The sequence below is a fragment of the Limnoglobus roseus genome (assembly GCF_008254045.1).
Lineage (GTDB): Bacteria > Planctomycetota > Planctomycetia > Gemmatales > Gemmataceae > Limnoglobus > Limnoglobus roseus.
Genome location: NZ_CP042425.1, coordinates 2,103,777 through 2,125,441, shown reverse-complemented (window position 1 = coordinate 2,125,441; position 21,665 = coordinate 2,103,777). Strand labels below are relative to the sequence as shown.

The following is a 21,665-nucleotide window of genomic DNA, read 5'->3' as shown; positions in this document are numbered from 1 at the left end:
GAACGCCCCCGGGCTTTGGCGATTTACTTCTTCGTGTGGCTCAGCAGCCAGGGGTACAGTTCTTCGTGCGAGTAAGCCGCGTCCCACGAGTTGTGCCCGGCGTAGGGGAACTCCGAATACCGCGGTTCGCCGCCGGCCTTCTTCAAGGCTTCGACCATGTCGCGGGACCCCTTCACGTTCACGGCCTTGTCCTCGACCCCGTGGAAGACCCAGCACGGGATGTCCTTGATCTTCTCGGCCCACTCGGCCTTGCCGGCTCCGCAAATCGGCACGATCGCCGCCCAGCGGTCGGGGAACGCCGCCGCGAGGGACCACGTGCCGAACCCGCCCATCGACAAGCCGGTGAGGTAGGTCCGCTTCGGGTCGCCGTTGTACTCCTTCATGGTGGCGTCGAGCATCGCGACCGCCCGCTTCGCGTTGGGGCCGTCGGACAGCCAGCCGCGGGTTTCCGCCTGCGGGATGACGACGACGAACGGGAACTTCGCCTTCTTCGCCTCGAACCGCTTGATGTGCGGGGCCAGGCCCTGTTCGATCGGCATCATGCTGCCGCCCTTCGTCTCACCGGCCCCGTGCAGGAACAGCATCACCGGCACCGGCTTACTCGTGTCGATGGTCGGCGGCACGTACACGACGTAGGGCGACTCGTGACCGTCTTCGTTCTTGAAGGTCTTGTTCACGAAGCCGGTCGGGTCGGCTGCGGCAACGGGGGCTGCGATCATGGCGACGGCCATCAACAGGAAGAGGCGGAGCATGAAGGAGAACTCCGAAGGGTGGGATGCCTCTAGCCTAGCGGATCGGCCGGCGTCTGGCGAGCTTTGTCGTTCCCGCCGGCGGCCGCGTCGAGTAATCTGATCTCACCCCGCCGATTGGCCCATCCGACTGCCGAGGTCGTTCGCGATGCGACTGCCGTTCCTCGCCCTCTGCCTCTTCGCGCTCCCCGTTCGTGCGGCCGACCCGCCGAAGCCCGTGGATTTCGCCCGCGACGTGCGGCCGATTTTCGCGAAGGCGTGCGCCTCCTGCCACGGCAGCGAGAAGCAAAAGGGCGGCCTGCGACTCGACCGCAAGGCCGACGCGCTGAAGGGCGGCGACGACGGCCCGGCCATCGTGCCGAAGGACTCCACGAAGAGTCCGTTGATTCAGCGCGTCACGGAACCCGACGCGGACAAGGTGATGCCGCCGAAGGGGGAGAAGCTGACCGCGGGCGAAGTCGCCATCCTGCGAGCCTGGATCGACGCCGGAGCGCTGTGGCCAGATGACGGTTCGGCGGCCGTGGATGCCCGGGACTGGTGGTCACTGAGGCCCCTTCAGGCGTCAGGGATCAGGCGTCAGGAGTCAGGAAATCCGATCGACTCCTTCGTGCGGGCGAAGTTGAACGAGAGGGGACTGAAACCGTCGCCGGAGGCCGATCGACGGACGTTGATCCGTCGCGTCTACTTCGATCTCACCGGCCTGCCGCCGACCTTCGAGGAAGTCGAGGCGTTCGCGAAGGACGCTTCGCCGACGGCTTACGAATCGCTGGTGGACAAGTTGCTCGCGTCGCCGCGGTACGGCGAGCGGTGGGCACGGCACTGGCTGGACGTAGTCCATTACGGCGAGACGCACGGCTACGACAAGGACCAACCGCGGCCGAACGCCTGGCCGTACCGCGACTACGTCATTCGCGCGTTCAACGAAGACAAGCCCTACGCCCGCTTCGTACAAGAGCAGATCGCCGGCGACGTGTTGTTTCCCGGCACGACCGACGGCATCGAAGCCCTCGGCTTCCTGGCGGCCGGCCCCTGGGACTTGATCGGCCACGCGGAGGTGCCGGAATCGAAGATCGACGGCAAGGTCGCCCGCCACCTCGACCGCGACGACTTCGTGGCGAACACGATGGGGACGTTCCAGAGCTTGACCGTCCACTGTGCGCAGTGCCACAACCACAAGTTCGACCCGATCTCGCAGGAAGACTACTACGCCCTGCAAGCCGTCTTCGCGGCCATCGACCGCACCGACAAGGCGTATGACGCCGACCCCACCACCGCGGCAAAGCGGCTGGCGTTGGAGGCGAAGCGAAAGGCGGCGGTTGCGACCATCGCGGGGATCGAGACAAAGGCCGGTCCGGAGTTGGCCGAACTGGATCGCAAGCTGGCCGAGGGCAAGCGAACCACGAACGGGGCGAAGCGGCCGGAGTACGGCTACCACTCGGCCATCGCGACGACGCCGGACGCGGCGAAGTGGGTGCAGGTCGATCTCGGCGCGAGCGTAAAGCTCGACCGCGTGACCCTCCGCGCCTGCGACGACGACTTCAACGACATCGGCGCGGGGTTCGGCTTCCCGGTGCGGTTCAAGGTTGAAACCGCCGATGATGCCGAGCTCACGCGGCCCGTTATCATCGCCGATCAGACCACGAAGGACCACGCGAACCCCCGGACGGCCGCCGTCACGTTCGCCGCCGAGGGCAAGGCCGGGCGGTACGTTCGCGTCACGGCAACGAAGCTCGCCCCGCGACTGCCGACCGACTTCATCTTCGCCCTCGCCGAACTGGAAGCGTTCGACCTCGCCGGCAAGAACGTCGCACTCGGCAGGGGTATAACGGCGCTGGATTCCATCGAAGCCCCCGTCCGCTGGCGCGCGTCGAACCTCACCGACGGCATCGCCCCGCCGGGGCCGAAACTCTCGGCCGACGAGTTGGCGAAGCTGACGCAACAGCGCGACGAACGGCTGAAGAAATCGCTCGGCGACGCGGGCACGAAGGCGCTCGCACAAGCTAACGCCGACGCGCAATCGGCCGACGAGGGGCTGAAGAAACTTGGCCCGCCGTCCCGCCGGGCGTACATCGGCACCGCCTTCAGCGGTACCGGCAACTTCATCGGCACCGGCGGGAAGCCGCGCGACATTCGCGTGCTGCCGCGCGGCGACGTGACGAAGCCCGGCAAGCTCGTGCATCCGGGGGCGATCGCGGCGATCGGGCTACCCTTCGCGCTGACTCCGCAGCACACCGAAGGCGACCGCCGGGCGGCGCTCGCGAAGTGGCTCACGGCCTCCGACAACCCGCTGACGTGGCGGAGCATCGTCAACCGCGTTTGGCAGTACCACTTCGGCCGCGGCCTCGTCGACACGCCCAACGACTTCGGCAAGATGGGCCAACCGCCGACGCACCCGGAACTGCTCGACTGGCTCGCCGTCGAGTTCCGCGACAGCAGTGGAAGCTTCAAGAAGTTGCACAAGCTCATCGTGATGAGCGCGACCTACTGCCAAGTTTCGACGATCGACACGACGATGGCGAAGGTGGACGCGGACAACCGCTACCTCGGACGGCAGAACCGCCGCAAGCTCGAAGCCGAGTCGGTACGAGACAGCATTCTTCTCGCGGCCGGCAAACTCGACCTGACGATGGGCGGGCCGAGCTTCCGCGACTTCGTGATCGAGAAGCCGGAGCACTCTCCGCACTACCAGTACCAGTTACACGAACCGGAAGACCCCAAGTCGCACCGACGGTCGGTCTACCGCTTCACGGTGCGGTCGCAGCAGGAGCCGTTCCTGGCCGCGTTCGACTGTGCCGACCCGTCACTCGCCGTCGAGAAGCGGAATCAGACGCTCACCCCGCAACAGGCGCTGGCTCTCCTGAACAACAAGCTCACGCTGTCGATGGCCAAGCACTTCGCCGCCCGTGTCGAGAAGGTGGCGATGGACGACCGGGGTCGAGTGACGGCGGCATTCCGCCTCGCAATCGGCCGAGAGCCGACGACGGCGGAAGCGGATGAACTGGCGAAGTACGCGGCGGACCACGGTCTGGCGAATGCCTGCCGCGTGATCCTGAACCTGAACGAATTCGTGTTCGTGGATTAATTCTTGGCGAGCCGAGCACCGTCAGGTGCCGGGTGAATGTCAGCGATACTCACCCGGCACCTGACGGTGCTCGGCTCGCCAAGCGGATTCTGGAGGTGGATCATGAACCGTAGACAGTTCCTCTTCCAGTCCGGCGGCGGCCTCGGCGGGGTAGCCCTCGCGCAGATGCTCGCGGCGGGGGCCACGCACCACCCGGCGAAGGCCAAGCGAGTGGTGCAACTCTTCATGGCCGGCGGGGCGAGTCACGTCGATCTGTTCGACTACAAGCCGGAACTGTTGAAGCGGCACGGGCAGGAAGCGAACTTCGGCGAGCACGTCGAAGCGTTCCAGAACGGCCTCGGCCCTTGGCTGCGGCCACTGTGGGACTTCAAACCCTACGGCCGCTCGCAGCGGATGCTCAGCGACACCGTCGCGCCGCTCGGTGCCGTCGCGGACGAACTCGCCTTCGTCCACAACATGGTCGGGAAGACTGGCGTTCACAGCCAGGGCACGCTGTTGCAGACGACCGGCTTCAACCGCCCCGGCTTCCCTGGCATGGGTTGCTGGGTGAGCTACGGCCTCGGCTCGCTGAACGAGAACCTGCCGACGTTCGTGGTCCTGCCCGACCACCGCGGCCTCGCGTCCAACGGCACCAAGAACTGGGACAGCGCGTTCCTGCCCGCCCAGCACCAGGGCACGGTCATCTACCCCGGCACGAAGACGCCCATCGAAGACCTGTTCGCCGACGATCGCGAGAAGTTCGTCACGAAAGCCGGCGATGCGGCCGGGCACGATTTGCTCGCGAAGCTCAACCGCGTTCACGCCACCTCGCGGGAGGGCGACGAACGCCTGGACGCCCGCATCAAGAGCTACGAGTTGGCCGCGAAGATGCAACTCGCTGCCCCGGAGGCGCTCGACATCTCGAAGGAGACGAGGGAAACTCTCAAACTCTACGGCCTCGACCACGGCAAGGGCACGTTTGACAAGGAGATCAACCCGATCGAGGAGACGGACTACTTCGCCCGCAAGTGCCTCGTTGCCCGGCGGTTGCTGGAGCGCGGCGTGCGGTTCGTGCAAGTCTGGAGCGGCAACGACAACGGCTTCCCCCGCCGCAACTGGGACAGCCATGAGGACGTGAAGCGCGACCACGGCCCGTTGGCCTACGGCATGGCTAAGGGAGCCGCTGCCCTGATCGCCGACCTGAAGCAGCGCGGCCTGCTGGACGACACGATCGTGCTGTGGACGACGGAATTCGGCCGGATGCCGAGTTCGCAGGGCGGCAAGGGCCGCGACCACAACCCGTACTGCTTCACGAACTGGCTCTGCGGCGGCGGCATCAAGGGCGGCGTGACGCACGGCCCCAGCGACGACTTCGGCTACAAGCCGGCCGACCGCAAGCACCCGACCGAGGTTTACGACATTCACGCCACGATTCTGCACCTGCTCGGCCTCGACCACACGAAGTTGACCGTTCGACACAACGGCATCGACCGCCGGCTGACGGACGTTCACGGGACCGTGGTGCGGGAACTGCTGGCGTGACAGGCGATTTCACCCGCCGATGGCGTGCATGGTGCGGAGGGGCTTCACGAACTTCGCGCTGTTGATTTCGTGCCCTTCCCACTTCGCGGCCACGTTGCGGCGGATTGCTTCGGCAATCGCGGCATCGGTGCCGGTCTGGCGCAGCAGGGGCTTCACATCAACTTCGTCCAGGGCGAACAGGCAGTTCCGCAGTTTGCCGTCGGCGGTCAGGCGGATGCGGTTGCAACTGCGGCAGAACGGCCGCGACACCGACGCGATGATGCCGACCCGCCCCCCGCCGTCGGCGTAGTCGAACTCCATCGCCGGGGCGTGCGGGTCGTAGTCCGATGACGGGGCCAACGGCGACACTTCGCGTTCGAGTAGGTCCAGGATTTCGTGGGCGAGGAAGCACTTCTCGCGCTCCCACGCTTCCGCCCCGATCGGCATGTATTCGATGAACCGGAGTTCGAAACCGTGCGTGCGGCAGAAGTTCGCCAGAGGCACCGCGTCGTGTTCGATCAGCCCGCGGATGGCCACGGCGTTCACCTTGATCGACGCGAAGCCGACCGCCTTCGCGGCCAGCAACCCCTCGACGACGTTCTCGACGCCGTCGCGCCGCGTCAGTTCGCGGAAACGGTCGGGGTCGAGCGTGTCGAGCGAGACGTTCAACCGCGTGAGGCCGGCGTCGCGGAGTTCTTCGGCCTGAGCCTTCAGGAGAAGGCCGTTGGTCGTCAGGCCGATGTCGGCGATCCCGGGGATCGGCGTGAGCAAGCGGACGAGTTTGTGCAAGTCCTTCCGCATCAGCGGCTCGCCGCCGGTGAGGCGGAGCTTGTTCACGCCGAGCGGCGCGGCCACGCGGACGAGATACGCGATCTCTTCGAACGTCAGCAACTGCCCGCGGTCCAGGAACGTCACGTCCTCCGGCATGCAGTACGTGCAGCGGAGGTTGCAGCGGTCCGTGACGGAGATGCGCAGGTTGTTGTGAACGCGGCCGAAGCCGTCGAGCAGCGAGTCCATGAGGGTATCTTACACCGCGAAGCCGTGCTGCTGGCGGTGGTACGGGCCGTCGAAGTTCTGCGTGCTCTTGTGCCACTCGTGGCGGCCGTCGCCGGCGGCCGGTTTGGCCTTCGCCAGCACGGCCGCGAGTTCGTCGCCTTCCAACGGCTTGAAGTCGCGGGCGATCGTCACGTCTTGTTGCAGCACCTTCATCGAATCGACGCCGACGACCAGCGAGCTGATCGGCTGCGAGAGCGAGTAGCGGATCGCCTCCTCGGCGGTGACGACGCCGTTGGCGACGATCTGCCCGCCGGCTTCAAAGTTGCCGCCACCGAGACTCTTCATGCCGATGGGGGCGATGCCGCGCGTGAGCAGGTCCGGCAGGAGTTCGTGGCGGAAGCTACGGTAGAAGTGGTCGCACACGTTGATCGGCAGTTGGCAGGTGTCCCAGGCGTGCAGCGGCAGCATCTTCGCCAGGATGTGCGGTGACTTGTGCCCGGTGTAGCCGATGAACCGAACTTTGCCTTCCTTCTGCGCCTTGATCGCGTCGGCGAGGGCACCGCGCTCGACGATCCATTCGGGGTCGTTGTCGTAGTTGATCTCGTGGAACTGCCACAGGTCGATCACGTCCGTTCGCAGTCGCCGCAAGCTGTCTTCGAGGTGTTGCCGGCTCGTGGCGGCATCGCGGCCGCAGTTCTTCGTCATGAGGAAGACTTTCTGCCGCCGGTTGCCGTCCGCGAGTGCCCGACCCATCAGGTCTTCGCTGTGCCCTTCGTGGTAGTCCCAGGCGTTGTCGAAGAACGTGACGCCCTCGTCGATGGCCGCGTGCATGATGCGGATGGCTTCCGCGTCGCCGATGGCCGGCTGCCCGATGTGCCAGCCGCCGAGACAAATGAGGGAGACATCAACGCCGGTCTTGCCGAGCGGTCGCGTGGGGAGGGACATTCGGAACTCCAGGAGTCAGGAATCAGGAGTCAGGGGTCATTTTGTTTTACTGACCCCTGACTCCTGATTCCCGACTCCTGGCTAACGAACTGGCAGCGTCGCCATCAGGCTCGCCGGGGTCGTGCCGATCGCGCCGCGGATGTTCGCTTCGCTCGGCTTGCCGGCCAGGTCAATACGCCGCAGAGTAGTGCCGGTCGGCAGGCCGACGACCACGCCCTCGCCGGCCATGTCGGGGAACGTCTCGCACGCCACGCAGACGCAGCCGGCCAGCGCCTTCGCGGGTTGACCCACGAAGACCACCAACGGCTTGCCGGCCTTCAACGCCTTCGCGTGTTGTTCGGCATACGTTGGCGGTGCGAAGGCCAGCGCCAGGGCCGCCCGCGCCCGCAACCGCTCCATCGGTTCTCCCGCCGCAGACACGTTCGCCAGAATCAGAACCATCAGAATCGCACGCATGACACGTCCTCCGGTTGATTGCTCGCCACTCGTAACTCGTCACTCGCAACTCTTCCCGCGTACCAGTCGAGCTTCTTCGCCGGGAAGCCGCGGAAGCCGCTGAACGCCCAGCTATCGCCCTGCTTCAACATGCGGTCGAGGACGCTCGCGTCGGCCCAGAAGCCGGCCGGCGACGGGTCGCCGAGGCCGCGGGGGCCGCTGTGGGCCGATTCGCCCCACGAGTTCAGCAAGAAGCCGCCGGGTCGTGCGCCGCCGCGGACGCCGACGAGGGCCATGCAGTGCATCCACGTTCCCTGCGGCGGGCAGAAGCCGTCGGCGTCGCGGGCCATGCGGAAGCCCTGACTGCTGCACACCGCGATGGGATAGCCGTTGCGAATCGCGGCTTGCGCTTCGGCCCAACTTCGCACGTTGGCGACGGCCCTCACTGGGTGCTTCTTCGTCTCGGGTTCGAGTTCGTCCGGCACACCACGGTTGCCGAAGTCGCGACAGCGGCTCACGTCGTAAGCCCGCAAGTCGAAGGAACCGTACACGCCGCGCGGCAGCACACCATAGTCGGCGACGAACTTCGCGGCCCACGCCCCGACGCTGCCGTCGCCGCGAATCTTGCCACCGCCGATCTCGACCCGCGAGCCGCCGTAGATGATCTCTTGCGCCAAGTCGCGATACTCTTCGGCCGCCCCGTTGGCGATCTGCACGCAGATGAGGTGTTCGACGGCCGCCGCGGTCCCGAAGCTGACGCACGAGCCGAGGTTCTTCTGGTCGCGCGGCGGGATGAGCCGGCCGAGCACCTTCCGCGAAGCGTCCCACAGGAAGACGTCCTCCGGCCCGTCGTAGGCGGCGCGGTAGGCTTCGGTGGCCCGGAAGTCCGGGTTCGGCAGCGTGGCGGCGACGGCCCGCACTTGTTCGCGGTCGTCCACCCAGCCGAAGGTTCCTGGTTGTTGCGGCGTTGACGGGATGAACCAGACGCCGAGGCTAGCGAGAAGCAGGCCAATCAGGATGGCCGAAGTGCGCCGGATCATTTCAGTTCCTCCAAGTGGGTGGCGATCTGTTCGAACAACTTGGCCGCCTTCGCCCGTGTCGCCGCGTCGAGCGGCTTATCGCCATCGGTCGACAGCTCCTTCGCGACTTCCTCCGCGATCCGCTTCCGCACGCCGACGAGCGCGTCGGCCGCGAGCAGCGTCGAACCGGCGGCACGAATGCGGGCCGCGAGATCGCTGGTCGTGGCGACATCTGCCTTCACGACAAACGTGACGGCTTCGTGGTACAGGGCGGCGAGTTGGGCGAGAGGCCCGGCCTTGTCGGTGGTCGCATCGTCGGCGTACAGCTTTTGCAGATCACGCAGGAAGGGACTGGGGGCCGGTGGCGGTGCGGGCGGGCCAGCAATGGTGACGACGCACTTGGCCGCATCGCTCGGCACGTCGCCAGCCGCGGTCCAGGCCAGCACCGTGTACTTGCCCGCCTTCGGACTGCTGAAGAGTGCGACCTTGCCGTCGGGAAACGGCACGAGGTCGGCGTCATCCGAGGCGAGAAACCATCGGACGTGCGGCCCGGTCGCCTCGGCCTTCAATTGCAGGATCCGGCCCGGCTGCCCTGTGACTTCGGAAGGTAACTTGATGCTCGGGGCGGGCGGCTGGCCGAGGGCGAACGAGACGAGAACGAGCGGGACCATGTACGGCACCTCCAGAAGAAGGGATGCCGGAGGATAAGATACATTTGTTCAGATTCAACTAGCTTTCCACAATGTTGAGTCATTTTTCCATGCGCAATTGTGCAATGCGTGGATTCGTTGCGCAGGGTGGTAGACTGATATCGGTTACGAAGTGACGGGGCCAAGTAAGGGATTGGGATGGGTGCGATCCAGTGCCAAAAGCATGGTGTTACCGGGATGACGTTTTGTTGTCAGCATGTGTCGCACGCCATCACGGCGGGTCGGGGGCTCACTGCCAAGAACGGTCCGAGAGGACGCTTCCGCTGGTGTGTCTGCTTGAAGTGCTTTGCCGCCCGTCCCGTGGATCAGACGATGCTCCAGTGCATCGAACCCCTTCACACTTCCTGCATTGAATGCCTGTTCGAGTGGCGAGACGCCCACCAGTCGATCACGCCGGGCTACCCGCCCGGAAAGCCACCAGAAGTGAAGGCCGAACAGGCTTAGACGAGACATTGGCGATTGATTCTCGAATCGCCGCGACTTCCTACAGCACCAACGGCGAGCGGCCCGGCGTGAGCGGGCCGTGTCTGCGAGTACCAGACACGGCCCGCTCACGCCGGGCCGCTCGCCGTTGTGTGTTGGTAAGCTCGTCTCTGGCGGAACGAAAAACAGGGGGCTGATGCCCCCGCTCGCCAAGAACTCACTTCCCGAACAGTTTCCCCGGGCTGCGGGCCAGGTCGAGGCTATCTTCGGACGGCTTCGCGGCCGTCGGCGGCTCCGGGTCGGGTTCCTGCGGGTGCTTTTTGGCACTGAACAGGCGGCCGGGGCTGCGGTTCAACGACGGCTCGTCCTGCGGCTTCTGCTTCACGTTGTCGGCCTCCGAGGGCAAGTCGAAGCTCGCCAGTTGCAGGTCGCCGGAGGTCGCGGCGCGGGTGACTTCGACGTTCGCTTGCTCCAAGTTCGAATCGGAGCGGGCCAACTTCGCCAGCTGGGTGATCGGCATGCCGCGGGGCAGGGCGTCCACGGCCATCGTCGCGGCCAGCACCTTCGTGCCGTCGGCCTTGCGGATCAGTTCGATCGCCTCCGCGTAGCCGCCGCCCAACTCGCCTACGGCCGACAGCACCCCGCGGAGGTTCGACGGCACCTTCAGCACCACTTCCTTCGAGCCGTCCTTGCCGGGGGCGAGGTAGGTGACGGTCGCGTTCTCGTCGCCGGCCTTCGCGGCCACGACGAAGTCGTTGCCGAGCGGGATCGTGTACGGCGGGACCAGCGTGCCGGCGTTGCCGAAGAGGACGACTTCCGCCCGGCGGCTGCTCGCGACGTGGACGACGCTCTGCGAGCCGGGGGCAACTTCGTGAACCCAGAACGCCTTCTTGACGTTCGTGCCGTGCAGTTCCGGGTGCCGTTCGTTGATGCTCCGCAGCGCGACGAACGCCCCGTACCGGAGGCCGACGTCGGGGTGCTTCATCAGTTCGACGAGGCGGTCGGTGCTCACGCCGTCGTCGAGGCTGGCGAGGGCCGTCAGGCAGTGCGTGCGAAGGGCCGGGTGCTGCTCGGCGAGCTTCGCGAGGTCGGCCGCCCCGCTCGTGCTGCCGAGATAGGCGAGCGATTCCGCGGCCGCGAACCGCACCCAGGGCGACTCACTTTGCAGGCCGGTTTGCAAGGCCCGCGTGCTCTCCGCACCGAGGGCTTCCAGCTTCACCGCCGCCGTGATCGCCGTCTCCGGGTTCAGCAGGTCTTGTTCCAGCTTCTTGCGGAGAAGGCTTTCCGCCCCGGCCGGGATCATCGGCACCTGGCGGGCGACGATCAGGAACCGCTCGTGGTTCAGCCGGTAGGTCGGCGGTACGGTGACGAGGACCACGTCGCCCTTCACGGCGTTCGCCACCTTGTTCTTCGAGTCGCCGGCCAGCAGGAACGTCGCGTTCAAGCGGGCAGCCACTTCCATCGCCGTCCGCGGGTTGGCGTCCCGCTCGTTGAGCATGAAGAAGTACGGTCGGTCTTCGAGCACCCGGCCGCCGCTCCACACGCGGCCGGCCGTGTACCGGCCCGCCGCGGCCTCGTCGCCGACGACGCTGGCCTTCAGCTTCGCGGTGTTCTCCATCACGCCTGCGACCAGCGGCCCCTCGGCCCGGATGAGCGTCTTGCCGAGCAGGATCGTGTCGCCGCTGACGGCCGGGTTCGCCCCCACGTCCATGCCAGCTTCCTGCATCCGCTCGCGGACGTTGCCGGACAGTTCGGACGTGGTCAGGTCGCACTCAAACAGGATGCCGCCCTTCAGGCTGCCGGTCTTGCTCGCCCGCGGCAGCACCACGTCGATATCGACCATGTCGCCCTTCTTCGCCCCCGGCGGGATAACGGCCGAGACGAGGACGAGCGAGCAGGTGTTGTTCGGGTCTTCGAGGAATTGTTTCGGGTTGAGCTTCTTCTTGCGGAGGTCGCGTTCGAGCATCGGCCGCCACTCGCCGGCGGCGGGACTGCCCGTGCTCGGCAGGCTGTACACGAGGCCGACGGCCGAAACCTGGATCGGCTCGGTGTTGCTGACGATGGTCTTCTGCCCCACGGTCGCGGAGATGTTCTTCTCGGCCGCGTCGTCGGCCGCCTGCGGCCGGGCCGTCTGGGCCTTCGGTGCGCTCTTGCACCCGCCCAAACTACCCAGGGCTGTGAGTACGCCCACCGTGAGAAGTGCGGCCCGCTTCATCGTGTCCCCCCTTCCCCAACCGGCCCCGAACTCCCCAGTTCATGGCCGGCCCGCCGGGGTGCGTGCGGTGCGCACACAATTCTCCCGGACGGGGGCGGACGATAACGTCGATGGAATTTGAGTCAAGACAAAAGTGCGCGAAACCGGGGGAGAAACAAAAACGCCCGACCCCTTGCGGGATCGGGCAGGTTGACCAAAACCCCTATTAATCCAGGGGTGCCGGGTACCGCCGTTCGCGGTCACGGTCGCGTTCTCCCCGCTCACGGTCGCCGCGGTCGCCGCGGTCACGGGGCGGTCGGCCGCCGCCGAACACCTTCGGCGGCGGGGCGGTCGGCAGGAGCCGGACCTCGTTGCCGTTGGCGTCGTGGCACTTCAGTTCCAGGTAGTCCGGCGACACGTTCGGCACCGCGAGGATCGTGATCTCCGTGCGGCCCTTCTCTTCCAGGGTGGCAATCTCCCGCCGCTGCTTGTTCAACAAGTGGAAGGCCGCCTCTGGGTGGACCGACACCGACACGCTCGACGGGCCGTTGGCATTCGCCCCGGCCCGGTGAACGGCCAGGTGCAACAGCCGCAGCACGTCGATGCCGGTCGTCTCGCACGTCTTCACGTACCCGGTCCCCTTGCAGTGGCCGCAGTCGGAGTAGATGCGTTTCTTCAAGGACGGCCGCAACCGCTGGCGGGTCATCTCGATGATGCCGAACTGCGAGATGCGGAGGATCTTCGTGCGGGCCTTGTCGCGGAGCAGCGCGTCGCGGAGGCAGTCCTCGACCTTGCGGCGGTGCGTCTCGCCCCGCATGTCGATGAAGTCGTTGACGATCACGCCGCCGAGGTCGCGGAGGCGAAGTTGCCGGGCGATCTCCTTCGCCGCGATCATGTTCATCTGGAAGGCCGTCTCCTCGGCGTTGTTGTCCGCCCGGAACGTGCCGCTGTTCACGTCGATGGCCACGAGCGCTTCCGTCTGCTCGATGATGATGGAGCCGCCGCGGGGCAGGTCGATCCGCTTCTGGTTGATCTTAGCGATCTCCTCCTCGACCTTGTACTTGTGGAACAAGGGCACGATCTCCTCGTGCAACTTGATCCGGTTCGCGAACTTCGGCATCACGATCTGCAAGAACTCGCTCGCGTGCTGGAACGCGGTCGGGTCGTCCACCCAGATCGTGTCCACGTCCTTCGTGAAGATGTCGCGGATGGTCCGCGTAATCATGTCCGACTCGCGGTAGCACTCGACCGGGGCGGACACCTTGCGGATGCGGCGGGCGACCACCTGCCACAGCCGCAGCAGGTACACGAGGTCGGCTTGCAGTTCCTCGGCCTCGCGGTCGATGGCGGCCGTGCGGACGATGAACCCGACGCCCTTCGGCGTCTTCAGTTGGCCCATGATGTCCCGCAGGCGGCGGCGGGCTTCCGGGTCTTCGATCTTGCGGGACACGCCCACGCGGGCCAGGCTCGGCATGAGCACGAGGTAGCGGCCGGCGATGCTGACCTTCGTGGAGAGCGTCGGCACCTTCGTGCCGATGCCCTCCTTGATGACCTGCACGATCACTTCCTGACCGCGTTTGAAAATCTTCTCGATCGGCAGCCGCGGGAACTCCCGCTCGCGGCGCGGCCCGCCGAAGCGTGGCCCGCCACTCGGCCGACGGTCGCCCCGATCGCCGCCGCGGTCGCCACCACGGCGGTCGCCGCGATCACCACGGTCGCCCCGGCCACGACCGCCCCGGTCGCCGCCGCGATCACCCCGGCCGCCGCCGCGACGGTCGCGGCGTTCGTCGGCCCCGACGTACTCACCGTCGGGCGAGTCGTTGAAGCCGCGGCCGATCACCATGTCTGGGTCGGCTTGTTCGGTCGCTTCCTCGGCCCCTTCGGCGGCCGGTTCCGGCTCTTCCTCACCGAACATCGTCGCGCCTTCTTCCTCGGCCACGTGCGAGGCGTCGAAGCGGTCGTTTGGGGCGTCCGGGTCGAAACCGGACGAGTCGGTGAAGAACGGCGTGATCTCCGGCTCGCTGTCGTCGCCAGTGGTGCGGTGTTCGGCACCCGCGATCGGCAGCGCCGGCGGCTCTTCGCCCGCGTCGTCGTCCTTCTTCTTGCGGCGGACGCGCGGCTTCTTGGCCGCGTCATCGCCTTCCGCGGTCGGCGTGCCTTCCTCAGCCTTCGGCTTTGCGCGACTGCGGGTCCGCGGGCGAGGCTTCTTCTCGTCGGCATCCGCGGCTTCGGCGACTTCCAGCGTGGCCGACTCGCCCGGTTCGCTGCTCGCCACTTCCAACTCGATCACCGATTCCACGACGACGTCGTCGAGCAACCCGGCTCCGAACCCGCCCTCTTCCTCATCGTCCGGCGGCGGGGGCGTCGGCACGCGGGCCGGCGGGAGGGGACGCGCGACCGCCGGTGCCGGCAGCAGCACGGCCGGCGCGACGTGTGTGACGATTTCGGCCGGCGGCACTTCCTCTTCTTCGACTTCGACGTATTCCACTTCCTCGACCACCGCGTCTTCCGTGATGTCGTGCTCGGGGGCGGGGTGGGCCAGGTCTTCAATCAAGCCGGTGCCGAAGCCGCCGTCCTCGTCGAAACCCTGGGGCTGCGGTTGCGGACGCGGCGGGGCGGCCGGACGCGCGGCCGCCGGACGCGGGGCGGGTTGCGCGGGCGGGGCCTGCGGTTCCAGCCACGAAGTCAACTCTTGAGGCTGGTCGGCCGCCGGTTCGGCGGGCGGTTGTTCCCGGTTGCGGCCGCGATCCCGGTCCCGGTCGCCGCGCTCACCGCGGTCACCCCGACCGCGACCACGTTCGCCGCGGCCGCCACGATCACCCCGATCACGACTGCCGCGGTCGGGGCGGTCCACGCCGAATTCTTCGTCCTGCTCGGCTTCGAGTTGGGCGGCCACGTCCTTCGGCAGCAAATGCTTGAAGTACGCCGGGTCCACGTCGGAGACGTGCAGGAAGCCGTTGCGGCCGCCGCCGAAGTCCACGAACGCCGCCTGGATGCTCGGCTCGATGTTGACGATCTTCCCCTTGTAGATGTTCCCCACGTAGGTTTCTTGGTTCGCCCGCTCGACGTAAAGTTCTTCGAGTACGCCGTCCTCCAGGATGGCGATGCGGCACTCCTCGGGCTGCGCCGCGTTGATGAGCATTTCTTTCTTCATTCGGTCCTCAAGTGTGAAGCCGCGGGCGGGGCGGCGTGTTTCGGCTCGCGAAGCGCGAGCGAATGTCATTCGACGACCGGTCCGTTCGGGGACAGTCCCCACGTGGCGGTCGGCGAGGGTTCGTCGTCGTCGGGCACCACGCCCGACGGCAGGTTCAGCGGCCGCGTGATCGCCGGCCCCGTGGGCGGGCCGTCGGTCGCGTCCGGCAGTGTTTCGTCGATCAGTTCCAGTTCGGTCCGCTCCAGCACGGCCCCCTCGTCGAGGAGGTCCGCGACGCGGAGTAACTTCAGCAGTTCGTCGGCGCGGGCCGTCCCCGTGGGCGTCACCCAGATGTCGAACGAGACGGCGTTGTCGTCCACGCGAATCGCTCGCAGGTACGGGCGGATGTTCACCTGTCGCGGCCGCGGGTGGTAGCGGTCGGTCCAGACTTCGGCGGACGCCGTCATCGCGTCGGCGAGCTCGCGAACCCCGTCAACGCGGTCCGGCGGAAGGGGCAGGCGGTAGACGATCCGGCGGGCGACGGCGGACGCCTTCATCGGGATGACTTTGACGGACGTGAACGTCCACCCGATCGGAGCGTGCCGGCGGAAGGCGGCGAGAACCTCGTCGGCGTCGCGGGGTTCGGTCAGTTCGAGTTCGACGACTTCTTGGCGGCCGACGATGCCGAGCGAAAGAGAGAGGGCGAAGACGAGGCGGGGGGCGGGGTGGAACCCGGCCGTCATTTTGAACGGGATGGCCGCCCGGCGCATCATCCGCTCGGCGCACCGCATGAGGTCGTGGTGGCTGAGCAGGCGAAGGTCGCCGGCTTTCTCGAACCGAAAACGAAGTTTGTCTCCGACCATCGGCTGTGGGGGCCGCGGCGCACGAGGCGTCGCGGCGTTACCCCCTCCGGCCGCCCTCCCGTGAACGGGATAAAGACGCGCGGAGGCCGGCGGTCCGAGGCCAGGGCGTGCGGGACACGCGGGCTGGCGGAACGGGTTGTCGGGTGGTCCTCATCGTCGTCTCGACCCTGCGGCCAGTGCGGCCGGCTAAGCCGTCACCGTCACTCGGCCAGTTCGGGGAGAAAGCGGCGTAAATGTCCGCGTAAGTAACTCGCCACATCGCGGGCCGTCTCCATTTGGAGAGCGTCCTGGGCGACCCGCTCGGCCTCGGGTATCGTCAGAGACCGAATGACGTGTTTGATTTCAGGAATCTTGCGGGGTGTCGCGGACAAGTCCCGGATACCCAAGCCCAGCAACAGGGCCGTGTACACGGGTTCGCCGCTCATCTCCCCGCAGACGTTGACCGGAATGCCCTGTCGACTCCCGGCCTGCGACACCATGTGGATGAGCCGCAAGACGGAGGGGTCAACGGGGCTGTACAGGTTGGCCACCGTCTCGTTGTCCCGGTCGGCCGCGAGGGTGTACTGGACGAGGTCGTTCGTTCCCAGTGAGAAGAAACTGACCTGCTTCGCCAGCACGTCGGCCATGATCGCCGCCGACGGGACTTCAATCATCGTACCAACTGGTACGTTCGGTTTGTAGTCGATTCCTGCGTCGTGCAAATCTTCTTCGACTTCCCGGAGCAAACTGAGGCACTGCCGCAGTTCCAAGATCGTGCTGACCATCGGGAACATGATCCGCAGGTCGCCGAACACGCTCGCCCGCAAAATGGCCCGGAGTTGCGTCTTGAACAGCGGCCGGTTCTGGAGGCACAGCCGCACACTGCGGAGGCCGAGGAACGGGTTCTTCTCCTGGATTCCTCGCGTCGCCGGCGAGAACTTGTCCGCCCCCAGGTCGAGCGTGCGGATGATGACCGGCCGGGTCGGGCCGAGGATCGCCACCACTTCCCGGTAGGCGGCGTAGTGTTCTTCCTCAGTCGGGTCGCCGGTCTTATTGACGTACAGGAACTCGGTGCGGTACAGCCCGACGCCGCCGGCCCCCTTCTCGATGCAAGCGGCCGCCTCGGTCGGGAACTCGATGTTGCCGAGGAGTTCGACATGAACGCCGTCCTTCGTGACCGACTCCGTGTCGCGGAGTTCCTCGTACCGGGCGGGGGCGTCGGCCTTGGACTGCATCCGCTCCAGGTATCGGGCAAGGGTTTCCTCGTCCGGCTCAATGATGACGACGCCGGCGTCGCCGTCGATGATGACGATGTCGCCGCCCGACACGTCGGCGAGCAGCTTGCCCAGGCCCACGACGGCCGGGATGCTCAGCGCTTCGGCGAGAATGGCCGTGTGGCTGGTCGGCCCGCCGGACTCGGTGGCGAACCCTTGCACCGTCTTGGTGTTGAAGATGGCCGTCTCGCTCGGCGTCAGGTCGTGGGCGAGGATGATGACGGCCTGCGTCAGCGCGTCCGGCGATTCCGGGTGCTCGCCGAGCAGGACGTGGAGGAGTTGTTTCTCCACGTCGATGAAGTCCGCCCGGATGCGGATGGCGATCTCGTTGCCGGTGTCGTCCAGCCCCTTGACCCGCGCCCGGATGCACCGGCTGACGGCGTACTCGGCCGAGTACGACTCGGCCTTGATGAGCATTTCGATGTCGTACCGGAGGGCCTGGTCGCTGAGCAGCAGGGCGTGCGAGGCGAAGATTTTGCCGATGTCCTTGCCGAGCCGCGTGGTCATTTCCTGTTCGCGGGCCCGCGAATCGGCGGTGGCCCGGTGGATCGCGACCTGGAGGCGGGCGAGTTCGCCGGGGACTTGCTCGGGCGGGACGGTGCGACGGGGAATGCGGACGCCCTCGGTATCCAACACCAGGGCGGGGCCGATGGCGATACCGGGGGAAGCCTTGATCCCGTGCTTCGTTTCCATTCACTCCGCCGGGGTGGGGCCGGCCGAGGGGCGGCCGGCGGGCAACTGAAAGATTCCTTCGGCGACCGTGCCGGCGACACCTGTAGCGTAACTAATCCGGGTCGCCGGGTGAAGCCAAGATTGCGACCAACTGGCCGACGACGACCTCCGCGTCCGGGCCGTCGGCTTCGACGATCAACTCCGTGCCGCGGAGGGCACACAGGCCGATCAAGTCCCACAGGCTCTTGCCGTTCGCCCGCTTTTCACCGTGCCAGACGATGATGTCACTGGCGACGCCGGCCGCGAGCTGGGCGAACGTCGTGGCCGGCCGCATGTGGAGGCCGTTCGGGTTGATGATGATGGCGGCCCGGCGGTAAGGCTCATGGGGCGTTCCGGTGTTCATGCCCGCCCCCCGGGTGCGTGGCCCTGCAGAACCGCCCAGATTTCGTCCTTCGTCTTCGCCTCGCGGATCGCCTTGACCAGCGCCTCGTCCCGCAGGGTGGTGACGACGTTCTCCAGCGACCGCAGGTGTTCGCCCGGCTTGTCCGGCGGCGAGATGAGCAGGATCATGACGTGGACCGGCTCGCCGTCAACGCTGTCGAAACCGACGCCCGGCCCGGAGACCGCGAGCGTGCCCGTGAGCTGGGTCACGGCCGCGTGCCGGGAATGGGGGATCGCAATGTTCCGGCCGATGCCGGTGGTGCCGAGTTGCTCGCGGCGCAAGATCGCCCGCACGATGTCCGCCTGATCGGTTTCCGCGAGGATGCCGGCCTTGAACAGACTGCCGACGAGTTCCCGAATGGCGTCGTCCCGGGTCGTGGCCTGGAAGAGCGGGGCGGGAATGATCGCGTCGCGTATGAGAAAGTTCATCATCTCCGTCGCCCTCGCCGACACCGGGAACCTTGCACCGCTTACCGACGGATGTTGTCCGGCCCACCGTGCGACGGGGCGCGGCGGTGGTCCTGAATCTTTTCCTTGTAGTGGTTGATCTGGTGCTTCATCTTCTCCACCGCGACCAACACGGCCGGGAGAACCTCTTCGGCCTCGGCCTGCGCGACGAAGTCGTGCTTGTGCTCGGCGTTGAGGAGGATTTCGACCTTCTTCTGAAGGCCGCGGAGGTCGACGGTCACTTCGATCTGCGACACACGCTCAAAGAAGTGGAGCAGCTTCTCGGCCTTGTCGCGGATATCCGCTTGGGTGGCGTCGTCGAGCTGCCCGTGGCGAACCGATACCTTGACTTGCACGGCAGTAGTCCTTTCCATCAACGCGATCAGGGGGCGAATTCACGTCCCGAGATTGTATTCGCATTTTGAAGAGCATTCAATCGGATAGCCGGAGGAGTTCCGGCCCGGGGGCGGGGGCGGTCGTTACGACCGTATAATGAACAACCGCTCCCGGCTTCCCGGCCCTCGGAGAAATTCATGTCTGCCGAACCCCTCTGGACCCCCCAACCTGCCGCGGCCGCGCTCGTCCGCGAGCAACTCGATTCCTTCCTGGAAGTGAACGGGTTCATCACGCACTTGCGCGACCGCTTGCTCCACGAGACCGGCACGCGGCTGGCCGACTGGGTCGCCCGCATCACTCGCCCGGCGTCCGAAAAACTCGCCCGCCAACTGCGTGAGGTCGGCTACGCGAACCCCGGCGCCGGCGCGTTGTGGCGGCACGCCGCCGGAATGTTCCCGGACGTGGAACTCTCGGCCGGCGGCGAGAGGCGGCTCTTCATCCGCGTCGAGTCCGTGGCCGATTTCGTACTGGCACAAGGGCTGGCGAGGCAAGTGGCGATCGACGGCGCGCCCCTGGCCGCGGTGCGGCAAGCCCGCGTGTCGAGCGAGCGGAACACGGAACTCTGGGTGATCGAACGCCACGGCGGGGCCGACGCCGACCCCGCGGCGGTCCTCCGGCACCTCGAAGCCTTCCGCCTGCGGAACCGCGATTTCGAGGACGAGATCGACGGCTTCGCCCACGCCCGGCACCTCATCCGGGCCGCGATTGCCGACCTGGGGGTAGACCGCACCTGCGACCTGTTCTTCCAGGCCGAGCGCGAGTTCTGGCAAATGCGGAACCGGGCCGCCCGCGTGCAGAAGGCCCGGCAGGACGCCCTCGGGATGGGCTGGGCCAACCACGACCACCACACCTACCGCAGCGGCCGCGAGAACTTCGCCCCGATGATCGCGATTCTCGAAGAAATGGGCTTCCTCTGCCGCGAGCGGTTCTACGCCGGCCGCGACGCCGGGTGGGGGGCACAGGTGCTCGAACAGCCGAACGTCGGCGTGGTGATTTTCGCGGACGTGGACCTGTCGCCGGACGAAGTGACCGGCGACTTCGCCCACGAATTGCTGCCGCGGCGGAAGGAACTCGGCACCGTCGGCCTGTGGTGCGCCCTGCACGGCGAGGCGTTCCTGCAAGCCGGGATGCACCACCTGGAGTGCCAGTTCGCGTTCGACGCGGCGCGCGAACAATTAAAGCCGCACGGTGTCGATTCGATGAAGCCGTTCACCGACTTCGAGTACCTGCGGCAAGCCTTCACGAAAGGCGAAGTCTGGCCGGTGGCGGAAGCCCGCATCACGAAGCTGGTCCGCGAGGGCCGCATCACGGAGCCCCAGGCGGTGAAGTTCCGCACCGACGGCGCGCTCGGCTCGCACTTGGAAATCCTGCAACGCGACGACGGCTACAAGGGCTTCAACCAGACCGGCATCAACGAGATTATCCTGAAGACCGACCCGCGGCGGGCGGAAGTCGGCCACGGCCACTAACCATGCTCGCCTTCGAAACCGAGTTGAACCGCGTGGAAGCCGTGGCGTTCTCGCCGTGCGGCCGGTTCGTCGCTGCGGGCGGCCTCGGCGTCGAGTTGTGGGACGTGGGGTTGGAACGAGTCTGGCGATGGGGCTGGACGAAGCAAAAGGCCGCGCGAAACGCCTACGTGCGGCGCGTCGAGTACCACCCGTTCGGCGAATGGGTGTTCGGGTTGGTTCCCGGCCAAGAGTTACACCAACTGCGGGCCGCCGACGGCGAGGGTTTCGAGTTTCCAATTCCGTACGCACAGGTGTCAGGCCACAGCACGTTCGCCGTCTCTCGGGCGGACGGCCGAATCGCAACGGGTCACTCCTTTTTCGGACGTGCCGGATGGGAGCCGCCGACCGGCCCGGACCTCATGCCGCCACGAATGTTATGGAAAGAAGCGACCGACGGGGCAGCCCACCTTGCGTTCTTGCCGGATGACTCGCTAATCGCCCACGAGATTAACCGCGGAGACGACCCGCCTCGCTTCGTCGTGCAGTCTTCGGAGGACGGTTCGACATTGCAAGAAGTACCCAGCCGAGTGGGCCACCTCGACCGGTTGCGGGCCGACGGGCAATTCTTGGTCGCTAGCCGCGACAACACCCTTCGCGTGTGGTCCCTCGAATACCTTCACCGGCTGCCGCGGTTGCTGACGAGCGATTCGAAGAAGGCGATCACCGACTTCGCCTTCCACCCCGGCGGCCACTATCTGGCCACTGCGAGCAACGACCGCGGCGTGACGTTCTGGGACGTGGGAACGTGGCAGCCGTCTCGGACGTTCGACTGGCACGAGGGGCGGATGCGGAGCATCGCGTTCTCGCCGGACGGGTGCGTGGCGGCGGTCGGCAGCGACACCGGGCACGTGGTTCTGTTCGACGTGGATTTGTAACCGCCGGCAGGTCTTGCCAGAAGG

General features: G+C 66.7%; 17 protein-coding genes. 4 read left to right on the top strand and 13 right to left on the bottom strand.

Annotated features, from left to right (window positions below; genetic code table 11):
* Nucleotides 1-23: 23 nt before the first annotated feature.
* The gene (locus PX52LOC_RS08855) at nt 24-752 is read right to left on the bottom strand and encodes a carboxylesterase family protein (RefSeq protein WP_149109753.1); all 729 of its coding nucleotides are present in this window, start codon (nt 750-752) and stop codon (nt 24-26) included.
* A gap of 145 nt (nt 753-897) precedes the next feature.
* Here PX52LOC_RS08855 and PX52LOC_RS08850 point away from each other — a divergent pair, with 145 nt between their 5' ends.
* Nucleotides 898-3,831: a DUF1553 domain-containing protein gene (locus PX52LOC_RS08850; protein WP_149109752.1), complete on the top strand. Its 2,934-nt coding sequence runs from the start codon at nt 898-900 to the stop codon at nt 3,829-3,831.
* A 102-nt stretch (nt 3,832-3,933) separates the two neighbouring features.
* Nucleotides 3,934-5,352 carry a DUF1501 domain-containing protein gene (locus PX52LOC_RS08845; RefSeq protein WP_149109751.1) on the top strand — a complete coding sequence of 473 codons (1,419 nt, stop codon included), beginning with the start codon at nt 3,934-3,936 and terminating at the stop codon, nt 5,350-5,352.
* Between the two features lie 9 nt (nt 5,353-5,361).
* On the opposite strand, the gene moaA is transcribed toward PX52LOC_RS08845, so the two are convergent.
* The 12 genes from moaA to PX52LOC_RS08780 form a co-directional block, all read right to left on the bottom strand.
* Nucleotides 5,362-6,348 (bottom strand): GTP 3',8-cyclase MoaA, encoded by a 987-nt coding sequence (gene moaA, locus PX52LOC_RS08840; protein WP_149109750.1) that lies wholly within the window; start codon nt 6,346-6,348, stop codon nt 5,362-5,364.
* A 9-nt stretch (nt 6,349-6,357) separates the two neighbouring features.
* A complete protein-coding gene (locus tag PX52LOC_RS08835) occupies nt 6,358-7,272 on the bottom strand; it encodes an aldo/keto reductase (protein ID WP_149109749.1) in 915 nt (304 codons plus the stop codon).
* Between the two features lie 81 nt (nt 7,273-7,353).
* Nucleotides 7,354-7,728 (bottom strand): hypothetical protein, encoded by a 375-nt coding sequence (locus PX52LOC_RS08830; protein ID WP_149109748.1) that lies wholly within the window; start codon nt 7,726-7,728, stop codon nt 7,354-7,356.
* Nucleotides 7,713-8,747, bottom strand: a complete 1,035-nt coding sequence (locus PX52LOC_RS08825) for a C1 family peptidase (RefSeq protein WP_149109747.1) — start codon at nt 8,745-8,747, stop codon at nt 7,713-7,715. Before PX52LOC_RS08825 ends, PX52LOC_RS08830 begins: the two co-directional genes overlap by 16 nt.
* Nucleotides 8,744-9,397, bottom strand: a complete 654-nt coding sequence (locus PX52LOC_RS08820; RefSeq protein WP_149109746.1) for a hypothetical protein — start codon at nt 9,395-9,397, stop codon at nt 8,744-8,746. Before PX52LOC_RS08820 ends, PX52LOC_RS08825 begins: the two co-directional genes overlap by 4 nt.
* Before the next feature lie 679 nt (nt 9,398-10,076).
* Complete coding sequence (locus tag PX52LOC_RS08815) at nt 10,077-12,074, bottom strand: HEAT repeat domain-containing protein (RefSeq protein WP_149109745.1); 1,998 nt, start codon at nt 12,072-12,074, stop codon at nt 10,077-10,079.
* A 205-nt stretch (nt 12,075-12,279) separates the two neighbouring features.
* The gene (locus PX52LOC_RS41910; RefSeq protein ID WP_218575304.1) at nt 12,280-15,207 is read right to left on the bottom strand and encodes an Rne/Rng family ribonuclease; all 2,928 of its coding nucleotides are present in this window, start codon (nt 15,205-15,207) and stop codon (nt 12,280-12,282) included.
* A 65-nt stretch (nt 15,208-15,272) separates the two neighbouring features.
* Nucleotides 15,273-16,049, bottom strand: a complete 777-nt coding sequence (locus tag PX52LOC_RS08800) for a TIGR03936 family radical SAM-associated protein (RefSeq protein WP_149109744.1) — start codon at nt 16,047-16,049, stop codon at nt 15,273-15,275.
* Between the two features lie 200 nt (nt 16,050-16,249).
* The gene (ptsP, locus tag PX52LOC_RS08795) at nt 16,250-17,995 is read right to left on the bottom strand and encodes a phosphoenolpyruvate--protein phosphotransferase (RefSeq protein WP_149109743.1); all 1,746 of its coding nucleotides are present in this window, start codon (nt 17,993-17,995) and stop codon (nt 16,250-16,252) included.
* Nucleotides 17,996-18,086: 91 nt separating this feature from the next.
* Nucleotides 18,087-18,377, bottom strand: a complete 291-nt coding sequence (locus PX52LOC_RS08790) for an HPr family phosphocarrier protein (RefSeq protein ID WP_149109742.1) — start codon at nt 18,375-18,377, stop codon at nt 18,087-18,089.
* Nucleotides 18,374-18,847 carry a PTS sugar transporter subunit IIA gene (locus tag PX52LOC_RS08785; RefSeq protein WP_149109741.1) on the bottom strand — a complete coding sequence of 158 codons (474 nt, stop codon included), beginning with the start codon at nt 18,845-18,847 and terminating at the stop codon, nt 18,374-18,376. Before PX52LOC_RS08785 ends, PX52LOC_RS08790 begins: the two co-directional genes overlap by 4 nt.
* 38 nt (nt 18,848-18,885) lie before the next feature.
* Nucleotides 18,886-19,218 (bottom strand): HPF/RaiA family ribosome-associated protein, encoded by a 333-nt coding sequence (locus PX52LOC_RS08780; RefSeq protein ID WP_168218873.1) that lies wholly within the window; start codon nt 19,216-19,218, stop codon nt 18,886-18,888.
* A 177-nt stretch (nt 19,219-19,395) separates the two neighbouring features.
* Between PX52LOC_RS08780 and PX52LOC_RS08775 the strand changes: the two genes are divergently transcribed.
* Together PX52LOC_RS08775 and PX52LOC_RS08770 are read left to right on the top strand one after the other, a co-directional pair.
* Nucleotides 19,396-20,727 (top strand): hypothetical protein, encoded by a 1,332-nt coding sequence (locus PX52LOC_RS08775; protein ID WP_149109739.1) that lies wholly within the window; start codon nt 19,396-19,398, stop codon nt 20,725-20,727.
* A gap of 2 nt (nt 20,728-20,729) precedes the next feature.
* Nucleotides 20,730-21,641: a WD40 repeat domain-containing protein gene (locus tag PX52LOC_RS08770; RefSeq protein WP_149109738.1), complete on the top strand. Its 912-nt coding sequence runs from the start codon at nt 20,730-20,732 to the stop codon at nt 21,639-21,641.
* Nucleotides 21,642-21,665: the final 24 nt, after the last annotated feature.

Excerpts from the sequence above, each read along its gene's own strand:
- PX52LOC_RS08775 (WP_149109739.1), top strand. The coding sequence starts at position 19,396 with ATGTCTGCCGAACCCCTCTGGACCCCCCAACCTGCCGCGGCCGCGCTC.
- ptsP (WP_149109743.1), bottom strand. The coding sequence starts at position 17,995 with ATGGAAACGAAGCACGGGATCAAGGCTTCCCCCGGTATCGCCATCGGC.
- PX52LOC_RS08825 (WP_149109747.1), bottom strand. The coding sequence starts at position 8,747 with ATGATCCGGCGCACTTCGGCCATCCTGATTGGCCTGCTTCTCGCTAGC.
- PX52LOC_RS08830 (WP_149109748.1), bottom strand. The coding sequence starts at position 7,728 with ATGCGTGCGATTCTGATGGTTCTGATTCTGGCGAACGTGTCTGCGGCG.
- PX52LOC_RS08850 (WP_149109752.1), top strand. The coding sequence starts at position 898 with ATGCGACTGCCGTTCCTCGCCCTCTGCCTCTTCGCGCTCCCCGTTCGT.
- PX52LOC_RS08820 (WP_149109746.1), bottom strand. The coding sequence starts at position 9,397 with ATGGTCCCGCTCGTTCTCGTCTCGTTCGCCCTCGGCCAGCCGCCCGCC.
- PX52LOC_RS08790 (WP_149109742.1), bottom strand. The coding sequence starts at position 18,377 with ATGAACACCGGAACGCCCCATGAGCCTTACCGCCGGGCCGCCATCATC.
- PX52LOC_RS08785 (WP_149109741.1), bottom strand. The coding sequence starts at position 18,847 with ATGATGAACTTTCTCATACGCGACGCGATCATTCCCGCCCCGCTCTTC.
- PX52LOC_RS08815 (WP_149109745.1), bottom strand. The coding sequence starts at position 12,074 with ATGAAGCGGGCCGCACTTCTCACGGTGGGCGTACTCACAGCCCTGGGT.
- PX52LOC_RS08770 (WP_149109738.1), top strand. The coding sequence starts at position 20,730 with ATGCTCGCCTTCGAAACCGAGTTGAACCGCGTGGAAGCCGTGGCGTTC.
- PX52LOC_RS41910 (WP_218575304.1), bottom strand. The coding sequence starts at position 15,207 with ATGAAGAAAGAAATGCTCATCAACGCGGCGCAGCCCGAGGAGTGCCGC.
- moaA (WP_149109750.1), bottom strand. The coding sequence starts at position 6,348 with ATGGACTCGCTGCTCGACGGCTTCGGCCGCGTTCACAACAACCTGCGC.
- PX52LOC_RS08855 (WP_149109753.1), bottom strand. The coding sequence starts at position 752 with ATGCTCCGCCTCTTCCTGTTGATGGCCGTCGCCATGATCGCAGCCCCC.
- PX52LOC_RS08835 (WP_149109749.1), bottom strand. The coding sequence starts at position 7,272 with ATGTCCCTCCCCACGCGACCGCTCGGCAAGACCGGCGTTGATGTCTCC.
- PX52LOC_RS08800 (WP_149109744.1), bottom strand. The coding sequence starts at position 16,049 with ATGGTCGGAGACAAACTTCGTTTTCGGTTCGAGAAAGCCGGCGACCTT.
- PX52LOC_RS08845 (WP_149109751.1), top strand. The coding sequence starts at position 3,934 with ATGAACCGTAGACAGTTCCTCTTCCAGTCCGGCGGCGGCCTCGGCGGG.